Raw genomic sequence first — 20,456 nt, forward strand, 5'->3', positions numbered from 1 at the left:
AGGAGAGAACAACATGTCAAACAGAAGACTCGTCATTGCCGGTACCGGAAGTGGCGTAGGGAAAACAACACTTACAATTGGGCTGATGGCGGCATTAAAACAAGCTGGTTATAGAGTTCAAGGGTTTAAATGCGGACCCGATTATATTGATCCAACGTATCATACGGCTGTTACAGAACGAGCGTCTCGTAATATAGACAGCTGGATGCTTGAACACGATATGGTTAGGGAAATTGTAGCTCGAGCTAGTGAAGACGCTGATATTTCCATCATGGAAGGAGTTATGGGATTTTTTGATGGGAAAAATCCGTTAACGAACGAAGGGACAACAGCAGAAATCAGCTTAATCACCAATAGCCCTGTCCTTTTAGTTGTCAATTGTGCTAGTATGGCTAGAAGTGCAGCGGCAATTGTAAAAGGGTTTCAGCAATTTTTACCGGAAGCGAACATTGTCGGTGTAATTGCTAACCGAGTTGGAAGTGAAGGGCATTATAAACTTGTTAAGGCAGCGATTGAGCAGGAATGTCATATCCCTGTAGTAGGCTACTTGAAAAGAAACGATGATCTTACGATTCCTGAACGTCACCTCGGGCTGATCCCGTCGATTGAACGAGGAGAATTAACACCGTTTTTTGAACAGTTAGGGCAGCTTGTTCATGATACAATTGATATTGAAAAAGTATATGAACTGGCTTTAGCTCCTAAAATAGAAATTAATGATCCTATCTTTACAAAGCCGTCCGTACCTCAAGTGAAAATTGCTGTGGCAAGAGATGCCGCTTTTAACTTTTATTATGAAGAAAATTTCGAATTGTTAAAAGCTTACGGAGCAGAGCTTGTAGAATTTTCGCCTTTAAAAGGAGAGACGGTTCCGCAAGATGCTGATGGCCTTTACATAGGAGGCGGATTTCCAGAAGAATTTGCTGAAACGCTGGCTCAGCAAATTGACGTTAAAAATTCTGTTCGAGCAGCCATCGAAAAAGGGATTCCTACACTTGCTGAGTGCGGAGGCTTTATGTTTTTAACAGATGCTATTGTCACAACAGATGATACATGCCATGAAATGGTGGGGCTTATTCCCGGACAAGTAAGAATGCAGACAAAATTGGCTGCTTTAGGGTACCGAGAAGTGACGGGAAAGCCAGGGAATTTTTTATTTAAAGGCGATATACAAGCTAAAGGCCATGAATTTCATTATTCAACCTTTCATTCAGAGAAAGAGTTTTCGCCTGCCTATGATACAAAAGGGATGCGAGGAATGAAAGAAGAAGGCTATATGAACAATAATTTAATTGCCGGCTATACGCACTTTCATTTCGGCTCTTCTACGAAGATGGTAGAAAACTGGGTGGAACAGTGTAAAGCGGTAAAAAAAGAAAGAAGAGATGCCGTGTGACAGTTGGAAAAGTATATTTAGTAGGAGCCGGACCAGGAGATCCGAAGCTAATAACCGTATATGGAATGGAGTGTATTCAAGAGGCGGATGTCATTTTATACGATCGCTTAGCTAATGAACAGTTATTAAACTATGCTAAAAAAGACGCGGAGCTTATTTTTTGCGGGAAATTACCGGGCAAGCACGGAGTCATCCAAGATCGTATTCACGAACTGCTTGTTGAAAAAGCACTTCAAGGAAAAGTAGTGACGCGCTTAAAAGGAGGCGATCCTTTTGTGTTTGGCCGCGGAGCAGAGGAAGCTGAAGTACTTGCTACTCAAGGAATTCCTTACGAAGTCGTGCCTGGTATCACGTCAGGAATTGCAGCTCCAGCTTATGCAGGAATTCCTGTTACCCACAGAGATCATGCCACTTCTTTTGCGATTGTAACGGGGCATGGAAGAGAAGAAAAAGGAAAAGATTATTTAAACTGGTCAGCGCTTGCTCAAGGAATAGATACAATTGCGTTTTATATGGGCGTTGGAAATTTACCTCATATATGCAAGCAGTTGATGGACCATGGACGAGATAAACATACGCCAGTAGCGCTTGTTCAATGGGGAACGACGAAGTATCAGCGCACCGTAACGGGAACGCTTGCCACAATCGAAGAAATAGCAAAAAAAGCAGAAATTGCTCATCCTGCCATCGTGCTTGTAGGTGAAGTAGTGACAATTAGAGAAAAAATAAAATGGTTCGAAGAAAGAGCGGAAAATATTCTGCTTTAACGTTAAAAGGAGGAGACAATATGACGATTATTTCACAGCTAAAAGAACGAAGAGCGGTACGAGATCATGAACCGCGTGAAGTCGAACAAGAGAAAATCGAACAGCTGCTTGAAGCAGCGACGTGGGCTCCAAATGACAGAATGAGAGAGCCCTGGAGCTTTTATGTGATTCAAGGAGAAGCAAAAAAGAAGTATGAAGAACTGGCTGAAGCGTATCTAAAGGAGCGCTTTCCGACAAAGCCTCATTTAGTAGAAAGTTCGTTAAAAGCAGTGAAAAATACACCTGTACATATTGTTGTAACAGCTGATACAGTTGAAGGAGACGAAGAAGCCACGGAAGATAACAAATATGCGGTTTCGTGCGCGATTCATTCCATGTGGCTAGCAGCTAAAGAATTAGGGCTTGGATTCGTTTGGAGAACAAGAGGAGTTGGTCTTGTTCGAGACGAGCGACTGTATGAGTTTATCGGAAAGCCTGCAGGTAAAGTCGTGGTAGGAAACGTATTTTTAGGCTATCCAAATGAAGAGTCTCTTACAAAAATGAAAGAGCCTGCTAGAACATCGTTTACAGAAAAAACAACATGGCTGTAAACTGAAATTCGAAGAAAAAGAGGTTTTTAGATTGAAAGACAAACGGGGTCTTACGTTAATTTATACCGGAGACGGAAAAGGGAAAACAACCGCTGCTTTAGGTCTTGCGTTGCGCGCTACGGGACGCGGACAAAAAGTATTAATGATTCAATTTATTAAATCTCCTCAGCGTACATATGGCGAAAAGCTGATGTTTGACAGAATAGGAATTGAAATGATTCAAACAGGAGTCGGCTTTACGTGGACAAAAACACCGCCTGAACATCGTGAAGCTTTGCAAAAAGCCTGGGCGCTCACGAAGGACAAAGTCTTCTCGAACGAATATGATGTGGTTATTTTAGACGAGTTAAATAATGCACTGGCTATCGAGAAATTTCCTATTGATGATGTGCTACCGCTACACGAAGTAATTGACCTTATTCAAAAGCGCCCTGAGCATATGCATTTGGTCATTACCGGACGTTCTGCCAAAAAAGAAGTGATGGAAGCAGCAGATCTTGTGACGGAAATGAAGCCTCATAAACATTATTACGATGAAGGAATTCCGGCTGTAAAAGGAATTGAATTTTAAAAAGCCCTCAGTGAAGAGGGCTTTTTTTATGGAGCAGGGGCATCTACTTTTTCAGCTTGCCAGTAAAATTGGCTAATGACATCAGACAGTGCTTTTGTTGTGTTGGTTAGTTCATCAAAGTTATTGTCAACTCCACCCACTTCGATTAAAATCGCATTTTTGGAAACATCTTGATTATATACACCGTTACCGCTGGATTTGTTTTTGCCAATAACTCCGCGGCTTAATCCGGGATATTTCTTTTCAAGTCCTTCATGAAGCGCTTTTGCCATTTTTAAGTTTTGTTCAAAGTTTTGATTCGCTTTCCCTAAAACAAACACAACTTTTGCATACGATTTATTGTTAATCTTAATGGTTGTATTATCTTTTCGAAGCGAATCTCGGTGCAAATCGATAAAGTAAGTTAAATCTCTATTTTCAGTCATCGCCGTTTCAATGACTGTGCGAGACATGGCGTACGATTGATTGGTGTTCCAACCTTTTTCTTTTAATTTCTGTCCAATATTGGTTTGATCAACTTCTGCCCCAATTCCCTGAGCCTCTAAATCTTTTCCTAGCATATTTGCAACAATATTAATATTTGTTTTGCTATCCACTGCTTTATTAGCATCTGGATCACCTTCAAGTCCTAACAGAGGCAAGTAAGATTCCCAGCTGTGCGTATGATAAATATAAAATACCTTTTTCCCGCCAGTTGTATTATTATTTTGAGCGTTCGTACCATTGTTTTCTTTAGGCTGCTGAACTTTTGTAGTAGAATTTCTTTCTTTTAGCGTTTCATCTAGCGGCGGTGCAGATTCTCTAGGGAAGTTTGTGAAATTTGTGCCTTCACCGGCGATAATGATATTGGAGTCGTAAATACTGAATCCAGGAAGTTCGGAACCAAACAAGCTTCTCGCGTCTTCTGCTCGAATACTTGTTGATAACTCGAGCAGTGTAGAAGAAAGACCGGGAGGTGAGTAGTTTTTATCAAAAGCCGTTGAAAAATGATGGTTTTCTTGGCTCATTAAATAATAAAGACTTTCTGCTTTATGCTTTGATAACGTTTGATAGACAATAGAAGAATTGAACTGTTCTTTAAATGCTGAGTAACTTACTAGAACAATGATAGATGATGTCATTAAAACAACGGATAAAATAACAAGAACCATCTTATATGTTAACACTACAAAATTGGCGCGATTACTAGATTTCAATGGCGAAATCTCCTCTCTATGTCAGCGTCAGGCTAATAGGTATGAAGGACTTTGCTAATCTAGTAATAATTATATGAATGGAATTTTCTAATTATGATAAGCATTTAATAGAGAAAGTAGTCTTCAAAATCAAAAAAGAAGAATCACGTGAGATACAATCTCATATTCTCCGTGATTCTTCTTCAAATAGACCTCGGATGGCTTCTCCTTTTGGAGTGAGGCTGAATCCTTTTTTCTCTTTTTTAAGCAGCTGATAGTTTTGTAATTCTTGTAAATACGTAACAATGCGCTTGCGCTTTACGGAATTTAATAATCCAAATGCGGGTATTTTATCGAGCTCTTTTTGACGAATGCTGTTAGTAGAAACGCCTTCTAAAATTTGTACGTAACTCTGCTGAGTTTCCGTGTTTTTTAAGGTATCTATAAGCGTTAATAACTGTAACATTTGGTTTGAATCGAAAGTTATTTGACCGATTTTTAGCGGAGTCAAAAGCAGGTTCTGACGCTGCTTATGAAGTTCATTTTCTATCTTAGCGCTTATTTCTGTCAGCTTCGTTTCTATTTCGTTTGGACCCATATAACATATAAATTTGTTTGTTTCCTGCAGCAGGGTGACATCTGAAAAATCCCACTGTGAAAACCATTGTATGGAACCAATTTTGAGATTGGCATTCGGTGTTTTTACTTGTAATACGTTTTGAATGAAGGAAAGAAAAGGATCATTTTCCCGTAAAACTTGTTCTTCATTAAGTTGATAAGTGGTTAGGCTGCACAATTTGTCTTGGATTTCTTTGATGTGCACTTCATGATGCTTTAAAAGACTTTTCCACTTAAAAAAGACAAGCAGTTTTTGAATCACTTCTTCATTTTCATCTATAATCTCTTCGAACTGCCGCTGAGTTGTAGCTAATCGTTTGGCTGCTAGCACTACATTATACTCATCACCGAGTGAAATAGCATCATTTGTGACATCATATGTTACAGCGAGACCTCTGTTTTCTGAAGTTAAGCGAATGATCTCGTTTTCTCCGTGAACAGTTAATACCGTATCTTCCGTATCTGCAAATCCTCTCTCAAAGGCGGTGGAAGAAAGAGAGCGAAAAGGTCTCATAATGATTTCAATCCGATTGCGCCAAAAAGCAATTTGCTCAGGGTTTTTCATAATAAAAAGCAAAGGTGATTTTTTTGATTGTTCAATTGCTTCAATCACATCTGCATTTCGGTGATAAAGAGAAATGAGGGGATGTTTGAAAAAACACTTATTAATATGCTGAATCCATTCTTCTTTTGAAGAATCATGTATTCTAGCGCAAAACATGTAATCTTTCATAATGCTTCCGAGATAATTTTCCAACTCATTTTTAGTCAAAACCGTAAAATCTTGAGAATAAAACTCATCATGATGAATAGGAATGCCGCGATTCTTATTATATTCTTTCCAAAGAAATGAAGTTGGTTTCCAAAAGTAAGGATAAACGTCTTCATTTTTATCAATTGCGACGGGAAAACCGCCCCTATGATTTCCATATAAGAATGTTTGAAAAAGGATGATATCTTCTTGAGGTAACGCATTCATTGCTCGCTCAAAGTAGTCGTCTAAACGTCCAAGCAACCCTTTAGTATGTTTACTTCCTACGGACCGAATCGATTTATTCTTACGTCCGAGCGGAAGGAATGTTAAGTGGTTGTAAGCTGTAAAATCAACTGGCAAATTCTCTGGTAAAGTCATTTATCTAACTCCTTTCATTTATTGAGTATTTTACCCATTAAAGAAAAGAAGAAAAAGTTTTAATGTGTCTTGAACGCAAGAATAATTTTTAAAAATTTTCTGTTAATTAACCTTCAGAAATAAAGAAAAGGGATTCAAAGTAATTTTGAATGGGTATAGTAATAAAAATTTTGACACATATTATCGAATATATATGAATGTTGTCAAAAAAACCAACAAAAGTGATGATTCATCCAAAGGAGGAAGCTTATGGAGAATAAAGGTCCGTTTAAAAAGACGATATCCCTATTAGATTTAACATTGATTGGATTAGGGGCTATTTTTGGTTCCGCTTGGCTGTTTGCCGTTAGTAATGTCGCTACGCAAGCAGGTCCTGCAGGAAGTTTTTCTTGGGTTATTGGTGGAGTTATTATTTTATTAATAGGCCTTGTATACGCTGAGCTAGGGGCTGCCTTGCCTCGTACAGGAGGAATTATTCGATATCCTGTTTATTCACACGGTCATCTTGTAGGCTATATGATTTCGTTTATTACGATCGTAGCTTACACTAGTTTAATCGCTATCGAAGTAACAGCAGTGAGACAGTATGTGGCTTACTGGTTTCCAGGTTTAACAAAATCCGGATCTGACTCACCAACGATATCTGGATGGATTCTACAATTTGTGTTGCTTTGCTTATTCTTTTTACTCAATTACTGGAGTGTAAAAGCATTTGCGAAATCGAATATTATCATTTCTATTTTCAAATATTTTGTACCGCTTACGGTAATTGTAACGTTGGCATTTTATTTTAAGTCAGGAAACTTTACGATGGGAGAGTTTGCTCCCGGGGGATTTGATGGTATCCAGGCCGCCATTGCTACAGGCGGAGTTATGTTTGCTTACTTAGGCCTTCATCCGATTGTATCGGTAGCTGGAGAGGTGAAAAATCCTCAGCGCAATATTCCAATTGCTCTTGTGATTTGTATCATTCTAGCAGCTCTCATTTATACTGCTCTACAAGTATTGTTTATCGGAGCTATTCCATCTGACATGATTAAAGGCGGTTGGTCCGGCATTCAAGATAAATTCTCACTGCCGTTTAAAGATATCGCTGTTGTTCTTGGCCTTGGCTGGCTAGCAACACTTGTTATTTTAGACGCTATTTTATCACCGGGTGGTAACGGTAATATTTTTATGAATACAACATCTAGACTTATCTATGCTTGGTCTCGTAACGGTACGTTATTTAAAACGTTTGCTCATGTGGATAAAAAAACAGGGATTCCACGATCATCTTTATGGCTTTCATTAGGACTTTCGATTTTTTGGACACTGCCATTTCCTTCGTGGAATGCACTCGTAAACGTATGCTCTGTTGCGCTTATTCTATCTTACGCGATTGCACCAATTTCATCAGCGGCCTTTATGGTGAACGCAAAAGATTTGGAAAAGCCTTTTAAATTAAGAGGAATGAGTATAATTGGTCCATTATCCTTTATTTTTGCTTCCTTTATTGTGTACTGGTCAGGATGGAAGACTATTTCGTGGCTGCTAACTTCTCAACTGGTCATGTTTGTTATATATTTGATTTTTGCTAAATATGTGCCTAAAAATGAAGTAAGTCTTCGTCAGCAGATTAAATCAACATGGTGGCTAGTTGCTTATTATATCATCATGCTCTTTATTTCTTATATCGGTTCGTTCGGCGGAGGGAAAGGTTTAATCGATACGCCTGTAGACTTAATTATCATAGCGGTCGTATCTCTTGGGATTTATTATTGGGCTAAATATACGGGCCTTCCAAAAGCGCTTATTGATTACGATCACCATCCTGAACAGGAAGAAAAAGCGCCTGTATAACCTGTAAAGCAGCGACATTCGCTGCTTTTTTCTATGTTATGCAAACATGAATTTCTAAAGTTTATCGTATAATTGAGTAGGAAAGAAGGAATTAGCACATTATTGTTTAATTAATGTAATGTAACCGTTTTAAATCCAACGCTTGGAGGAAGAGTATGATTGAAAAAATAATAAATTCACTTCGAAAGCGGCTGTGGGAAAACAATAATGTTATAGAAGTGTGTAAAAATGAAGGAGAAGTATACAGAACCACTTGTACTTTTTTTGATGGAGTAAGCAAGAACCAACTGCAAGTTTTTGAAGAAGAAATGCATGTATCACTTCCTGAAGACTACAAGCAGTTTTTGCAGCTAACAAATGGGTGTAATTTGTTCATTGATGCTGACAAAAAAATAACAGGGAATCTTTATAGCTTAGAAGACGTAAGAGAAACAGCTTATAAAAGTCAGAGTCTTTATATGACAATTGGGTCTGTCGGAGAAGAAGAGATTATCATTGACTCTAAAAAATCAGCGCATCCTGCATATATAATAGTAAAAAAGCGGAACGCATCGTTTCAAGATGCACATGTATTACATATGAATTTTCAGAAATGGCTGGATTGTTTTATAGTGAGTCAAGGGAATTGTTTTTGGCACTGGAATAGGCTTTGTAATAAAGCTCATTCAACGGATAAAAAGACAACGGCTCAATAATATTATCTTCTAATAAATAAACGAGCACACTAGTGTGCTCGTTTATTTATTAGAAGGAAGACGTTCCCAACCGTATGCTTCGTCTTCAACTTTAGTTTCTCCAAATTGACTTGTACGATTCAAGCTTTTTTTGCCGCCTAATTTTTTATAAAACTGAACGGCTTTCTTATTTTTCTTCATGGCCCAAATAATCATAGACGTATAGTGCTGATCAGTAAATTCTTTTACTGAATGAGAAAACAGAAGACGACCAACTCCTTGGTTTTGCACTTCCTTGCAAACGTATAGCGCGTATATTTCAGCAGCGGACAAATGAGGTTTACCTGCTGAAAAGCCGACAATCTCTTCTCGTTCATCGATAGCGAGCAAAATAAAATGAGAAGGCTCGGTAAGAAAAAGGGACCACTTTTCTGCACTTTGTTTATAAGACAAGTTGTTTAAATAAGCATCAGGTACTAACCCTTTGTATGTAATGCGCCAGCTGTCTACGTACAGACGGGCAACAGAAGGGATGTGAGAGGAAGTAGCTTTAATAATTTTCATTAAAAAGTCTCCTTTTTTAAAATATTAAGGCATATAATATACCTTTCAGCCTAAGAATATTATGAAAAATAGATCATAATTTTCCAGTAATTCATAAAATGGTAAAAAAGGTGGTGTTCATTCTCACTCTATCACGGTAAAGTGAGAATATACATTTGTTTTGTTGTTTTAATTTTTACTATATGTATAATGTCTAACGATCTATTTGTTATTCACCTTTACTAGTCTATCAAATAGTTTTGTTAAAGCCAAAGGGGCATAGGGTAAGTCATGTCAATTCAGCTGCGTTTTGTTTTAACGTATATCAGTATTGTGTTTGTTTTTATTATTTTGCTTTTTTTATCGGGCTTTCTTATTTTTTTCTCCATTACTGGAGACGCCGATTTTGTAAGAAAACTGTACAGCCACTCCTATGAGTATAAATTGTTAACGCCAGAAGAAGAAAATGCATTCTTAGATTTAAAGTTATTGAGTGAAAAAAAACCAGAACAGCTGCTGCGGCCGGAGACAGTTAAAAAATATGAATTTGAAAATATTGATATTGTGATTCAAAAAAACACAGAGGTTGTATATGCTTCAGAATCCATTAAAGGAGAAAACCTTCGTAAATACTTGCCAAAGCATCAAAAAAGTAAAGGAAATCATTCGTATCAGCAGGACATGCTGCGCATAGGCAAGCAGTATTTTACATATATCAACCTTGATTTTCCTTTCTCAAATCAAGAAAAAGGAAGCATTTACGTTTTGCGAAAAATCAGCCCTTATGTAGGCATTATTAATCGGATTTTCCCTTTTTTAATCTTTCTACTATTAATTTTAGTCATTGTGATTATTGGATTTTTAAACTATCTTGTTTCAAGAAGCATTATTAAACCCATTCGTGAATTAAAAGAAGCGGCCGAAAAAATAAAACAAGGTGATCTTCACTTTGAGATCTCTGCTAATTCAAAGGATGAAATAGGCGAATTAACGCAAGCTTTTGAAGAAATGAGGCAAAAACTAAAATCTTCTGTTGAACTGCAAATTCAATATGAAGATAATCGAAAGCAGCTGCTTTCAAGTATTTCACACGATTTACGAACTCCCATTACTTCCATTGTAGGATATGTAGAAGGAATTCAAGATGGCGTGGCTAATACGCCAGATAAGCTTTCTAAATATTTGTTAACGATTTCAACGAAAGCAAAAGACATGAATGCGTTAATCGATGAGCTGTTTTTATTTTCTAAATTGGATTTGCACGAAATTCCATTTGTGTTTAAAAAACTTAATATTTCTGCCTTTATGGAAAGTTATGTGCAAGAGCTTCAGTTTGAAATGAGCGAACATGATATTGATGTTTTATTTTCTAATGATTCTCTAACGACACTGTATGCAAAGGCAGATGCTGAGCAGCTGCGAAGAGTTTTAATAAATTTAACAACCAACAGCATTAAATTTATGGATAAAGAAAAAAGAAGAATCGATATCGTTCTTTCTGCTACCGAAAGTGAACTCATTATTGAAGTAAAAGACAACGGCTCTGGGATTTCACCGGAAGCATTAGCGCATATTTTTGACCGGTTTTATCGAGCAGAACAGTCCCGCAATAGCAATACTGGAGGAAGTGGACTTGGACTGGCCATCGCAAAACAAATTGTTGAACGCCACGGGGGAGACATCTGGGCACTAAGTAAGCTTGGCGAAGGAACAAGTATTTTCTTTTCTTTGCAAAAAATGAATGAAAATGGTGATACACATGAAGAAGATATTGTTAATTGAAGATGAAGTAAGTATTGCTGAATTGCAAAGAGATTATTTAGAAATTAACGATTTTGAAATAGACGTTCAATATAGCGGGGATAAGGGATTAGAAAAAGCGTTAAATGAACATTTTGATTTGATTATTTTGGATATTATGCTCCCTAAAGTGAGCGGATTTGAAGTGTGCAAGCAAATTCGAGCTGCAAAAGATATTCCAATCATTTTAGTTTCAGCTAAAAAAGAAGAAATTGATAAAATTAGAGGGCTCGGGCTAGGTGCAGATGACTATATTACCAAGCCATTCAGCCCTGGGGAGCTGGTCGCAAGAGTCAAAGCGCATTTAGCGAGATATGAAAGACTCTCTGATAAGCAGGAAAAGCGTATGATTCGCATTCATGGTTTAGCCATTGACACGCTCGCTAGAAGAGTATTTGTGAATGACAAAGAAGTGTTTTTTACAGCGAAGGAATTCGATTTGCTAAAGTTTATCGTTTCTCATCCAAATCAAGTATTAAGTAAAGAACATCTATTTGAAAAAATTTGGGGATTTGATTCTTCAGGAGACATTTCAACCGTAACAGTTCACATTCGAAAACTAAGAGAAAAGCTAGAAGAAAACCCAGCAGATCCTCAGTACCTAGAAACGGTTTGGGGAGCAGGGTACCGGTTTAATATTTAAAAAAAGAGATCCGAACGATTAATCGTTCGGATCTCTTTTTTATTACGTAGTAACGATTCTATGACGAGCTTTAATCTTACTCACGGGAGGTTCGGAAGAAAATATATTTTTTTCACCGATTTTATCATATAGACCGGTTGACTTTAACATTTCTTTCGGCTGGTGCTGTAAGCCAGAAATAACGACTTGGCTATGCGAATCTTTCAAACGTTCGACCACCTTCGATAGTAAAGCTTCTCCAGATGTATCAATAAAGGAGACTTGGCTCATTCGAAGCAATAAAACTTTCGGTTTCGCTTCAGCGATGTTATCAAAGGAATCTTCTAATACTTCAGCTGATCCAAAGAAAAGAGATCCTTGCATGGTATATTCCATCAGCTCAGATTTGTGAGCGTTTTCAGATGTTTCCGCTAAAACCTTTGAAATCTTCAGTGATCCGCTCATTCGTTTCACGAACATAACAATAGCTAAAAGTAGACCTACGCCTACACCTGTTGTTAAATCGATTGAAACTGTTAATAAAAACGTAGCTACAAGTACAAATGAATCAGCTGACTTGGTTTTTAAAATATGTGCAAATTCTTTACGTTCACTCATATTCCAAGCCACAAACATTAAAATAGGTGCCATACTTGCCAGCGGAATGTTTGATGCATAAGGAGCCAGCATCACAAGGACCAATAAAACAACTAAGCCGTGTATAACTCCTGATAACGGAGAAGCTGCGCCGTTTTTGATATTAGTAGCTGTTCTGGCAATGGCACCAGTTGCAGGAATTCCGCCAAATAGCGAGGCAGCGATATTAGCAATTCCTTGACCCACAAGCTCTTTATTGCTATTATGCTTGGTTTTGGCCATATTATCAGCAACAACAGCTGATAGTAAAGATTCAATACCTCCAAGCATCGCAATTACGCAGGCAGCAGGAAATAGCATCACGATGTTATCCCATGTTAAATCTGGGAAGCTAAAAGATGGTAGTTTACTCGGAATGGCACCGTAAGTAGAGCCAATCGTTGCAACTTTTCCTGGGAACAGTGTAATGGCTACAAGTGTGGAGACAAGAAGACCTAGAAGGGCACCGGGAATTTTAGGTAAAAACTTTGGCGTTATAATCACGATAGCTAAACAAATAGCGGCTATGATGACGCTGTAAATGTTAATCGTTGCAATTTTTCGTAGGATTTCAATCATATTTAAATGAAATTCCTCATGTTTTGCAATTCCCTTTAGGCCTAAAAAGTTAGCGATCTGACCTGAGAAAATAATAATCGCAATTCCTGCTGTAAATCCAATCGTCACAGGGCGCGGAATAAACTTTATAAGTTTCCCTAGTTTAAATATTCCGAGAAGCGTAATCATAATTCCAGCCATAAAGCCGGCAATAATGAGGTTCTCATAACCATATTGCATGACAACTCCAAGCAGCACCGGAACAAATGCACCTGTTGGGCCTGCAATTTGAAATTTCGATCCGCCTAATATTGAAACCATAATCCCTGCGATAATGGTTGTATAAATTCCGTATTCAGGTCTTACACCAGAAGCGATGGCAAAGGCCATTGCTAAAGGAATAGCAACGACCCCAACAACCAAACCGGCGATAATGTCTTTTTGTAAACGCCCTGCTGAATAGCCTTGAAATCGGTTATCTTTTAGCATTCGATAAAACCCTCCTTCATGAGCTTACGGTTTCAGCTCGGTCTTGGGAATAGCCGTTTACAACGACGTCAAGTTTTCCTGTTGAAGGATGAATAACCATTCCAGAAACAAGCACGTCTTTTGGTAATAAAGGGTGATTTCGAATCATATCCACACTGTTTTCGACACTATCCTCTACACATTCAAACCCAGTCAGCCATGATTCTAAATCAATACCAGCATATTTTAGATTACGAATCTGTTCCGTGCTAATCCCTCTTTGTTCAGCAGAGGCTAAAATAGCTTCAGCTTTCATGCCCGTCATTCCACATTCATGATGACCGATGACACATACTTCATCAGCTTGCAAAGCGTAGACGGCAACTAAGATACTTCTCATGACGCTACCAAAGGGATGGGAGATAACAGCTCCGGCATTTTTTACTATTTTTGCATCTCCATTTTTTAGCCCCATAGCTTTAGGAAGTAATTCTAACAAACGTGTATCCATACAAGTTAAAATGACTATTTTTTTGTCAGGAAATTTGGATGTTTGAAAAGCCTCAAATTGATTATTGGTTACAAATTTTTCATTAAACTTTAAAACTTCAGATAGACAAGTCATTGTTTTCCTCCTGCGTTATTTATTTTTAACTTATTTTTTAGTCTAAAGATAAAGTTTAAAAACGAACTAAATAAAATATTAAAATTTTCTTAAAATATTCAGAAAAAACTTATAAATAAACAGAAATTATATGCGTGAAATTATGTAAGCGTATTCTTTGTTTGTTTTCACGAAAAATAGGAATTATATGTTAAAATGGTACAAAGTTGGAATTTTATAAAAGAATGGTAGAGAGGAGGAAGGCAAAAGTGAAGGTTCTTATAGTAATAGGCATTATTTTCTGTTGTTTAGTAGGGTGCAGTTCTAATGCCCAAGTCACCAACGACAAAGAAATGGGAGAGAATATTCAGCAATCATTTGAAAAAAAAGGTGTAAGCTCAGTGGATGTATCGAAGTTAAGTGATTTTAAATGGGAAAAAGGATATTTATTCACAAACAAAAGCAAGAAAGCCGACGTAGAAAAACTTGTAAACGCACCGGTTAGTGAAGAAGTGATGAAAAAAATATCTGCTGCTGATCAAATGCTTGTGTTTGTACACGAAGGAGAGGTTGTCCGCTATGTAGAACTACCCCAAGATTTCATAGCGCATGATAAAAACCAACTTGAATTTTCATCTTCTCATTCGGAACTAAAATTTAATAAAAACAGGGAGGGCAAGCCTATAAAAGCAGGAGATAAAACGTTAAGTTCAGAAGATGCTTTAACTGTAGAATCAATTATGAAACAAATTCAATGGAAAAAAGCTGATTACAGCGTCGCTCTTGACCCAGATGTACAGCTTACTTATGAGGGCGCTGTATATAATGTACGATTCACCTCCGATAGTGCGGAACTTACTTCTAAAAAAAGAGGAGTGTACGGTAAAGTAACAGGAGAAACAGCACAGCAGCTATATGACATATTGATGTAACCTATTGATTTTTCAATAGGTTTTTTTGTGCACATATTTTTAAGATTTACATAAAATACCTTAATATTATTGACATTAACGTTAACGTTAATCTATAATGAGTATATGAATGATTAACGTTAACGTTAATGTTAATGAGAGGTGAGGTGAAACATATGTATTTAATCGATGACGTGACGAAAATGACCGGTTTGACCAAGCGAGCTCTTCGGTATTATGAAGAGATTGGACTCATTTTACCCCCGCAGCGCACAAAAGGAAATGCACGAATTTATTCCGAAGAAGAGGTAAAAGAACTAAGAAAAGTAGCAGAAGCAAAAGAAGTTCTCGGTTTTTCTCTACAGGAGCTGCAGCAGTTTATGTCGCTTAAAAGAATGATTGAAGAAAGAAGTGAGCGGCAAGGATTGTCATTGAAAGAGATCACGCAAATAGAAGATTTGCTAGAAAATCAAATCAAGATGATTGATTTTAAAGTCGTAAAAATGCAGGCATTTAAAACAGAATTAAAAGAAATGCGAGAATCTGCTATGGCAATACATGAAAAAACAAAAACAAAAGGAGAGATGAAAGAGTGGAAGGACAGCATTCAAATAACCGATTAGGTCAAATTATTACGGTAGTAGCTACTTTTTTAGCATTTATGGGAATTGGAGTAGTAGATCCGATTTTACCGGAAATTGCTAAGCAAATTGGAGCTTCTCATTGGCAAGTAGAAATGTTATTTACTTCCTATTTGTTAATGATGGCTATTATGATGATTCCAGCAGGCATCCTAGCGTCACGTGTAGGAGACAAGCGCTTAATGGTAACAGGACTTATCATTGTGACGATTTTTGCAGCCCTATGCGGGTTTTCTAACAACATTCCTCAGCTTTCCATTTTCCGAGCAGGTTGGGGACTTGGTAATTCGTTTTTCTTTGCAACAGCTATGACGCTGCTTATTGCATTATCAGGTGAAGTGAAAAAAGCAGTAGGATTATATGAAGCTGCAATTGGTTTGGGGATGGCCGGAGGACCGCTTGTAGGAGGCGTGTTAGGAAATGCTTCTTGGAGATTGCCGTTTTTCGGTACAAGTGCTTTAATTTTTATCGCCTTTATTTTAGTATTAACGATTGTTAAACAGCCTACAAGCACTAAACCTCGTAAAGCAGCAGGTTTTAAAGACATGGTTAAACTTTATAAATTAAAACCATTTACTCAAGGCGCTGTATCAGGCATGCTTTATTACTACGGATTTTTTACAGTGTTAGCTTATACGCCGCTTATTCTATCGATCGGAGCTCTTCAAATTGGCTTTGTTTTCTTTGGATGGGGATTATGTTTAGCTTATGGCTCAGCGGTTTTAGCACATCAGTTAGAAAAAAGATATCAGCCAAAACAAGTGTTACATGTTAGCTTAATTGTTTTTTCACTTATTTTAATTTGTTTATTTGCCTTTGATGCAACATGGTTGCGCATTGTTTTAATTATGGCAGCAGGTCTTGTATCAGGACTTAATAATGCCTTATTTACGAGTCATGTAATGGAAGTATCTCCTTATGAACGAGGAATTACATCTGGAGGATATAATTTCTTAAGATGGTTAGGCGCAGCGTTTGCTCCTTTATTATCAGGAGTTATCGGCAATGCCGTAGCGCCTCAAGCTCCTTTTCTTGTAGCAGCGATTCTTGGATTGCTCGCTTTTGTTATTATGGTTATAAAAGTAAAAACAACTTCTCAAACGAATGAAGCTGTTTCTAAATAAACGTTGAAATAAAAGGCTTTTTCCTGTAAAAAGCCTTTTATTTTGTTTTATGTTATAATAGTAAAAACGTTTTTAATCATAAAAATGAAACTCTTTACCAACTTGTACGTATACTTTATATGTACATAAATTCTTTTTAGGAGCGTGATGCCCATGGCCACCTGTCAAAATTGTAATCATAAATGGAACTGGAGGACAACCTTTAAACAACTGTTAACATTTAGAAACGTTTTAGAATGCCCACACTGTGACAAACAACAGTATATCTCTGCAAAATCCCAAAAGCGATTATCAATCTACTCATTTGCACCCCTTATTATTTGGCTTATTCTCTCACTATTTGACTTTTCCTTTCCATCCATTGTTGTCGCGGAGCTTATTTTCTTCATAGCAGCGGTTGTTATGATGCCACTTTCTTATGAAGTAAGCAGCGAAGAAGAACCCTTGTGGTAATAAAAAAACCTTCCGTTAACACGGAAGGTTTTTTATGCGGCTTTACCGTCTAGCTGCTGTCTGTGATGGCGCTGATAATACACCCACCCAGCATTCAACAGTAGAAGAACACTCGTTGTTAAAAATACGTAAGGAATTCCTTTAGCTCCGGCAATTTGTCCGCCAATCACTGGACCGGCTAAATTCCCGAAGTATTGTGCTGTTTGATTATAGCCAAACATTTTACCTGTAATCGAGTCCGGCACAATTTTCTTCAAATAAGAATTAATAGAAGGTAACAATCCTCCCATTGCAAAACCGAGTAAGAAACGTAGTAAAAATAGCTGCCAAGTACTATGCACAAAGGCCTGCAAGCCGCAAATAACCGCTACGATAAGCAAGCATATTTGAAGCACATTTTGAGGACCCACGCGATCGCTGATTTTGCCAAGTCTGGATGCAGCCAAAATATTTGAAATTCCTGTTGCCGCTACGACAAAGCCTGAAATAAGGGCAAGATGATTGGTATGAGTAGACAGTTGTTTTACATACAGTGTAACGATTGGCTGAATAGCCATAACCGCAAGCTGCAGTAAAAAAGTTGTAACAAATACACCAATCACGGCCTTTGAATTCTTAAGAGAAAGTAACCCAATGTTAGATTCTTTCGTCGTTTTCGCCGTCTCTTTTTTGTCTTCTTGAATTAAATTTACAATTAAAAAAGACAAAAACATAAATGCACCTGTCACGAAAAAGACGTGACGCAATCCAATTGTATCTCCTAAGTAGCCGCCTACTAGCGGTCCTAATAAAGATCCTGATACAGCCCCTGTAGACAACGTCCCTAATGCTTTACCGCTGTGCTCTTTAGGTGTTTGAGTCGCTACTAACGTAATGGCTGCAGAGATGAAGCCGGAAACGGCCCCCATTAAAAAGCGCAGTCCGACAAGCTGATAGACATTTTGTACAAAACCAATAGAAGTCATAACAATTGCCATACCCAAGCTTGCGCGAAGGAGCATCAGCTTTCGACCGTATTTGTCGGCCAAACTTCCCCATAAAGGAGAAACAATAGCGGCCATTAAAAAGGTAGCTCCAAATGCAATACCAGCCCATCTGCTGATGGAGCTTGTATCGTGAACCCCCAGCTTTTCAATATAAAGCGGTAAAAACGGAATAACTAAACTCATCCCGGCTGTGGTGCAAAAAGAACCGAACCAGCAAATGTACAAGTTTCGTTTCCATAATTCCATTCTATTTCCTTCTTTCGTTGTGCCGCATAGCGTAAAAACAACAAAAGAGCGAAACCATACGGCCTGCTCTTTTAGCATACATGCAGCATCTTTTTATCAGCTTAAATTATACCACATATCAGAAATATTTAAAAATAAAATGATTCACTTAGTGAACTATTAACATGAAATGAAAACAGAAAGATGTGCTGCGGTTACACTCCGCCTAGAACATAAAGTGACCCTTAGTTCACTCATTACCTTATGCTGTAACAGTAGGGGATATGTAAAGAACTTATGCTTCACTGAAAAAAGCGTCAGATAATCTGTCTAAAATATACGTTATATCCACAAATTTTGTCTATTTATCAAATAATGTGTAAAACAACCTGACAAAAAGAGTGAATTTTCTGTTTTTTAACTCTATATTAAAACTATGTTCTCATTATTCATAATGCGTAAAGTGTTTTAAGGAGGAGTGTATATTGGAGCAGATGATTAGTACAATAAGTGAAATGATTTGGAGTACGCCGATGCTTTATCTATGTATAGGAGTGGGGCTTTTATTTACTATTCTCACTAGCTTTGTACAAGTTCGATATTTGAAAGATATGGTTATTTTATTGTTTAATGGGAAAAGTTCAGATTCGGGCGTTTCGTCTTTTCAAGCGTTAACGCTTGCTTTATCAGGACGCGTAGGAGTTGGAAATATTGCGGGAGTTGCAACAGCAATTGCATTTGGTGGTCCAGGAGCAGTTTTTTGGATGTGGTTTATTGCTTTTATAGGTTCAGCTAGTGCATTTATTGAATCAACACTTGCTCAAATTTATAAAGTGAAAGATAAAGGAGAATATCGAGGTGGACCTGCTTATTACATTGAAAAAGGCATGGGGAAGAAATGGTACGCCTTGATTTTCGCTTTTGCGGCATTGCTAGCTATGAGTGTACTTGGGCCAGGAGTGCAAGCAAATTCAATTACAGCAGGGCTAAATAATGCATTTTCAATTCCGCCTTTAACGTCTGGAATTGTACTTGTTATTATTTTAGGATTAATTATTTTTGGAGGAGTCAAGCGTATCGCTGCCGTGGCACAATATGTTGTTCCGTTTATGGCCATTGGATATGTTCTTGTTTCGTTAGTGATTATCGGATTGAACATTCAAGCTTTACCAGGAGTTCTTGCTTTAATCTTTAAAAGTGCGTTTGCACTTGATTCTACGTTTGGCGGGATTATTGGCATGGCTATAGCGTGGGGAGTCAAGCGGGGTGTATATTCAAATGAAGCGGGTCAAGGTACCGGAGCTCATCCCGCGGGAGCAGCGGAAGTCTCACATCCTGCCAAGCAAGGTTTGGTACAAGCTTTTTCGGTTTATATTGATACGCTGCTTGTATGTTCTGCTACTGCCTTTATGATTTTAATTACAGGTTCTTACAGCACCCAAGGGCCAGACGGTTCGTTCATTGTGGACCACTTAAAAGGAGTTGAAGCGGGGCCTCAATATACGCAGCAAGCAGTGGAGACGGTGCTTCCTGGGTTCGGATCAGGATTTGTAGCTATTTCTCTCGTGTTTTTCGCCTTTACTACGATTATGTCACAGTATTATATTGCGGAAACGAACTTAGCTTACGTAATGAAAGGCAAACAAAATAAAATAGTATCCATGATCCTTAAGGCAGCTCTTTTAGCCACTACTTTGTACGGGTCTATCCGAACAGCTGAAACTGCATGGGCATTAGCAGACATCGGAGTTGGAATAATGGTTTGGCTCAATTTGATTGCAATTTTGATTTTAGCTAAGCCTGCTTTAATAACCTTAAAAGATTATCGCGAGCAGAGAAAACAAGGAATAGATCCTGTCTTTTCTCCTGGGAAATTAGGAATTCAAAACGCTGATTATTGGGACGAGGAATATCAGCATGATCAAGATAAAGAAAATGTTTCATAAACTAAAAAAAGCCAACTGGGGTTGGCTTTTTTTAGTTTGTGAAGAAGCTCTTTCGACCGCTTGAAAATGGTAATGATTCGTTTTTTTCGGGTATAATGTGGCATGAAGCGTCCTCAATTTATTTTCGTTTGAGCATTTATTTATAATAGAAGACATATAAAAGGACGGTGGTAT

At 37.8% G+C, this 20,456-nt stretch carries 19 protein-coding genes; 13 read left to right on the forward strand and 6 right to left on the reverse strand.

All coding sequences use genetic code 11. The features are described 5' to 3' along the window. The first annotated feature begins 13 nt into the window (after positions 1 to 13). From ACRPLQ_RS09705 to cobO, 4 genes are read left to right on the forward strand one after another with little or no spacing between them, the layout of a single operon-like run. Positions 14 to 1,396, forward strand: a complete 1,383-nt coding sequence (locus tag ACRPLQ_RS09705) for a cobyrinate a,c-diamide synthase (RefSeq protein WP_033579165.1) — start codon at positions 14 to 16, stop codon at positions 1,394 to 1,396. Next, complete coding sequence (gene cobA, locus ACRPLQ_RS09710; protein ID WP_013057306.1) at positions 1,393 to 2,163, forward strand: uroporphyrinogen-III C-methyltransferase; 771 nt, start codon at positions 1,393 to 1,395, stop codon at positions 2,161 to 2,163. The genes ACRPLQ_RS09705 and cobA overlap by 4 nt, the downstream gene beginning before the upstream one ends. Before the next feature lie 20 nt (positions 2,164 to 2,183). Next, complete coding sequence (locus tag ACRPLQ_RS09715; RefSeq protein WP_033579163.1) at positions 2,184 to 2,753, forward strand: nitroreductase family protein; 570 nt, start codon at positions 2,184 to 2,186, stop codon at positions 2,751 to 2,753. Between the two features lie 31 nt (positions 2,754 to 2,784). After that, the gene (gene cobO / locus ACRPLQ_RS09720) at positions 2,785 to 3,324 is read left to right on the forward strand and encodes a cob(I)yrinic acid a,c-diamide adenosyltransferase (RefSeq protein ID WP_034269191.1); all 540 of its coding nucleotides are present in this window, start codon (positions 2,785 to 2,787) and stop codon (positions 3,322 to 3,324) included. 26 nt (positions 3,325 to 3,350) lie between these two features. Here the strand turns inward: cobO and spoIIP are convergent, their stop codons facing one another. Next, positions 3,351 to 4,520 carry a stage II sporulation protein P gene (gene spoIIP / locus ACRPLQ_RS09725; protein ID WP_034269194.1) on the reverse strand — a complete coding sequence of 390 codons (1,170 nt, stop codon included), beginning with the start codon at positions 4,518 to 4,520 and terminating at the stop codon, positions 3,351 to 3,353. Between the two features lie 160 nt (positions 4,521 to 4,680). After that, positions 4,681 to 6,249, reverse strand: a complete 1,569-nt coding sequence (locus tag ACRPLQ_RS09730) for an RQC-minor-2 family DNA-binding protein (RefSeq protein ID WP_034269197.1) — start codon at positions 6,247 to 6,249, stop codon at positions 4,681 to 4,683. 249 nt (positions 6,250 to 6,498) lie between these two features. Between ACRPLQ_RS09730 and ACRPLQ_RS09735 the strand changes: the two genes are divergently transcribed. Beyond that, on the forward strand, positions 6,499 to 8,091 hold the full coding sequence (locus ACRPLQ_RS09735; protein ID WP_013057301.1) for an APC family permease: 1,593 nt from the start codon (positions 6,499 to 6,501) through the stop codon (positions 8,089 to 8,091). A 155-nt stretch (positions 8,092 to 8,246) separates the two neighbouring features. Then, a complete protein-coding gene (locus ACRPLQ_RS09740) occupies positions 8,247 to 8,786 on the forward strand; it encodes an SMI1/KNR4 family protein (RefSeq protein WP_033579160.1) in 540 nt (179 codons plus the stop codon). Between the two features lie 42 nt (positions 8,787 to 8,828). On the opposite strand, the gene ACRPLQ_RS09745 is transcribed toward ACRPLQ_RS09740, so the two are convergent. Further along, positions 8,829 to 9,329 carry a GNAT family N-acetyltransferase gene (locus ACRPLQ_RS09745; protein WP_033579159.1) on the reverse strand — a complete coding sequence of 167 codons (501 nt, stop codon included), beginning with the start codon at positions 9,327 to 9,329 and terminating at the stop codon, positions 8,829 to 8,831. A gap of 270 nt (positions 9,330 to 9,599) precedes the next feature. On the opposite strand from ACRPLQ_RS09745, the gene ACRPLQ_RS09750 reads away from it, so the two are divergent. After that, positions 9,600 to 11,090, forward strand: a complete 1,491-nt coding sequence (locus ACRPLQ_RS09750) for a sensor histidine kinase (RefSeq protein ID WP_033579158.1) — start codon at positions 9,600 to 9,602, stop codon at positions 11,088 to 11,090. Then, the gene (locus ACRPLQ_RS09755; RefSeq protein ID WP_033579157.1) at positions 11,068 to 11,751 is read left to right on the forward strand and encodes a response regulator transcription factor; all 684 of its coding nucleotides are present in this window, start codon (positions 11,068 to 11,070) and stop codon (positions 11,749 to 11,751) included. Before ACRPLQ_RS09750 ends, ACRPLQ_RS09755 begins: the two co-directional genes overlap by 23 nt. 42 nt (positions 11,752 to 11,793) lie before the next feature. On the opposite strand, the gene ACRPLQ_RS09760 is transcribed toward ACRPLQ_RS09755, so the two are convergent. Together ACRPLQ_RS09760 and ACRPLQ_RS09765 are read right to left on the reverse strand one after the other, a co-directional pair. Continuing rightward, complete coding sequence (locus tag ACRPLQ_RS09760; protein ID WP_432235939.1) at positions 11,794 to 13,413, reverse strand: SulP family inorganic anion transporter; 1,620 nt, start codon at positions 13,411 to 13,413, stop codon at positions 11,794 to 11,796. A 16-nt stretch (positions 13,414 to 13,429) separates the two neighbouring features. Then, positions 13,430 to 14,017 (reverse strand): beta-class carbonic anhydrase, encoded by a 588-nt coding sequence (locus ACRPLQ_RS09765; protein ID WP_034269209.1) that lies wholly within the window; start codon positions 14,015 to 14,017, stop codon positions 13,430 to 13,432. Positions 14,018 to 14,265: 248 nt separating this feature from the next. On the opposite strand from ACRPLQ_RS09765, the gene ACRPLQ_RS09770 reads away from it, so the two are divergent. The 4 genes from ACRPLQ_RS09770 to ACRPLQ_RS09785 all read left to right on the forward strand — a co-directional run bounded on the left by ACRPLQ_RS09770 (position 14,266) and on the right by ACRPLQ_RS09785 (position 17,125). Continuing rightward, positions 14,266 to 14,928, forward strand: a complete 663-nt coding sequence (locus ACRPLQ_RS09770) for a hypothetical protein (protein WP_034269212.1) — start codon at positions 14,266 to 14,268, stop codon at positions 14,926 to 14,928. A 155-nt stretch (positions 14,929 to 15,083) separates the two neighbouring features. Then, the gene (locus ACRPLQ_RS09775) at positions 15,084 to 15,530 is read left to right on the forward strand and encodes a MerR family transcriptional regulator (RefSeq protein WP_033579154.1); all 447 of its coding nucleotides are present in this window, start codon (positions 15,084 to 15,086) and stop codon (positions 15,528 to 15,530) included. Beyond that, positions 15,500 to 16,672 (forward strand): MFS transporter, encoded by a 1,173-nt coding sequence (locus ACRPLQ_RS09780; protein ID WP_014459848.1) that lies wholly within the window; start codon positions 15,500 to 15,502, stop codon positions 16,670 to 16,672. The genes ACRPLQ_RS09775 and ACRPLQ_RS09780 overlap by 31 nt, the downstream gene beginning before the upstream one ends. A gap of 153 nt (positions 16,673 to 16,825) precedes the next feature. Further along, a complete protein-coding gene (locus ACRPLQ_RS09785) occupies positions 16,826 to 17,125 on the forward strand; it encodes a TIGR04104 family putative zinc finger protein (RefSeq protein ID WP_016764349.1) in 300 nt (99 codons plus the stop codon). A 32-nt stretch (positions 17,126 to 17,157) separates the two neighbouring features. Here the strand turns inward: ACRPLQ_RS09785 and ACRPLQ_RS09790 are convergent, their stop codons facing one another. After that, positions 17,158 to 18,357: a multidrug efflux MFS transporter gene (locus tag ACRPLQ_RS09790; protein WP_416420701.1), complete on the reverse strand. Its 1,200-nt coding sequence runs from the start codon at positions 18,355 to 18,357 to the stop codon at positions 17,158 to 17,160. A gap of 473 nt (positions 18,358 to 18,830) precedes the next feature. On the opposite strand from ACRPLQ_RS09790, the gene ACRPLQ_RS09795 reads away from it, so the two are divergent. Further along, entirely contained in the window at positions 18,831 to 20,282 is a 1,452-nt protein-coding gene (locus tag ACRPLQ_RS09795; protein WP_373921267.1) for an alanine/glycine:cation symporter family protein, read from the forward strand. The last annotated feature ends 174 nt before the right edge of the window (positions 20,283 to 20,456 follow it).

The sequence above is a fragment of the Priestia sp. TRN 1309 genome (genome assembly GCF_050846875.1).
GTDB classification, from domain to species: domain Bacteria; phylum Bacillota; class Bacilli; order Bacillales; family Bacillaceae_H; genus Priestia; species Priestia zanthoxyli.

Bases quoted from the DNA above. Each gene is read 5' to 3' on its own strand.
- ACRPLQ_RS09705 (WP_033579165.1), top strand. From the start codon at position 14: ATGTCAAACAGAAGACTCGTCATTGCCGGTACCGGAAGTGGCGTAGGG.
- ACRPLQ_RS09715 (WP_033579163.1), top strand. From the start codon at position 2,184: ATGACGATTATTTCACAGCTAAAAGAACGAAGAGCGGTACGAGATCAT.
- ACRPLQ_RS09730 (WP_034269197.1), bottom strand. From the start codon at position 6,249: ATGACTTTACCAGAGAATTTGCCAGTTGATTTTACAGCTTACAACCAC.
- ACRPLQ_RS09735 (WP_013057301.1), top strand. From the start codon at position 6,499: ATGGAGAATAAAGGTCCGTTTAAAAAGACGATATCCCTATTAGATTTA.
- ACRPLQ_RS09740 (WP_033579160.1), top strand. From the start codon at position 8,247: ATGATTGAAAAAATAATAAATTCACTTCGAAAGCGGCTGTGGGAAAAC.
- ACRPLQ_RS09745 (WP_033579159.1), bottom strand. From the start codon at position 9,329: ATGAAAATTATTAAAGCTACTTCCTCTCACATCCCTTCTGTTGCCCGT.
- ACRPLQ_RS09750 (WP_033579158.1), top strand. From the start codon at position 9,600: ATGTCAATTCAGCTGCGTTTTGTTTTAACGTATATCAGTATTGTGTTT.
- ACRPLQ_RS09755 (WP_033579157.1), top strand. From the start codon at position 11,068: ATGAAGAAGATATTGTTAATTGAAGATGAAGTAAGTATTGCTGAATTG.
- ACRPLQ_RS09760 (WP_432235939.1), bottom strand. From the start codon at position 13,413: ATGCTAAAAGATAACCGATTTCAAGGCTATTCAGCAGGGCGTTTACAA.
- ACRPLQ_RS09765 (WP_034269209.1), bottom strand. From the start codon at position 14,017: ATGACTTGTCTATCTGAAGTTTTAAAGTTTAATGAAAAATTTGTAACC.
- ACRPLQ_RS09775 (WP_033579154.1), top strand. From the start codon at position 15,084: ATGTATTTAATCGATGACGTGACGAAAATGACCGGTTTGACCAAGCGA.
- ACRPLQ_RS09785 (WP_016764349.1), top strand. From the start codon at position 16,826: ATGGCCACCTGTCAAAATTGTAATCATAAATGGAACTGGAGGACAACC.
- ACRPLQ_RS09790 (WP_416420701.1), bottom strand. From the start codon at position 18,357: ATGGAATTATGGAAACGAAACTTGTACATTTGCTGGTTCGGTTCTTTT.
- ACRPLQ_RS09795 (WP_373921267.1), top strand. From the start codon at position 18,831: ATGATTAGTACAATAAGTGAAATGATTTGGAGTACGCCGATGCTTTAT.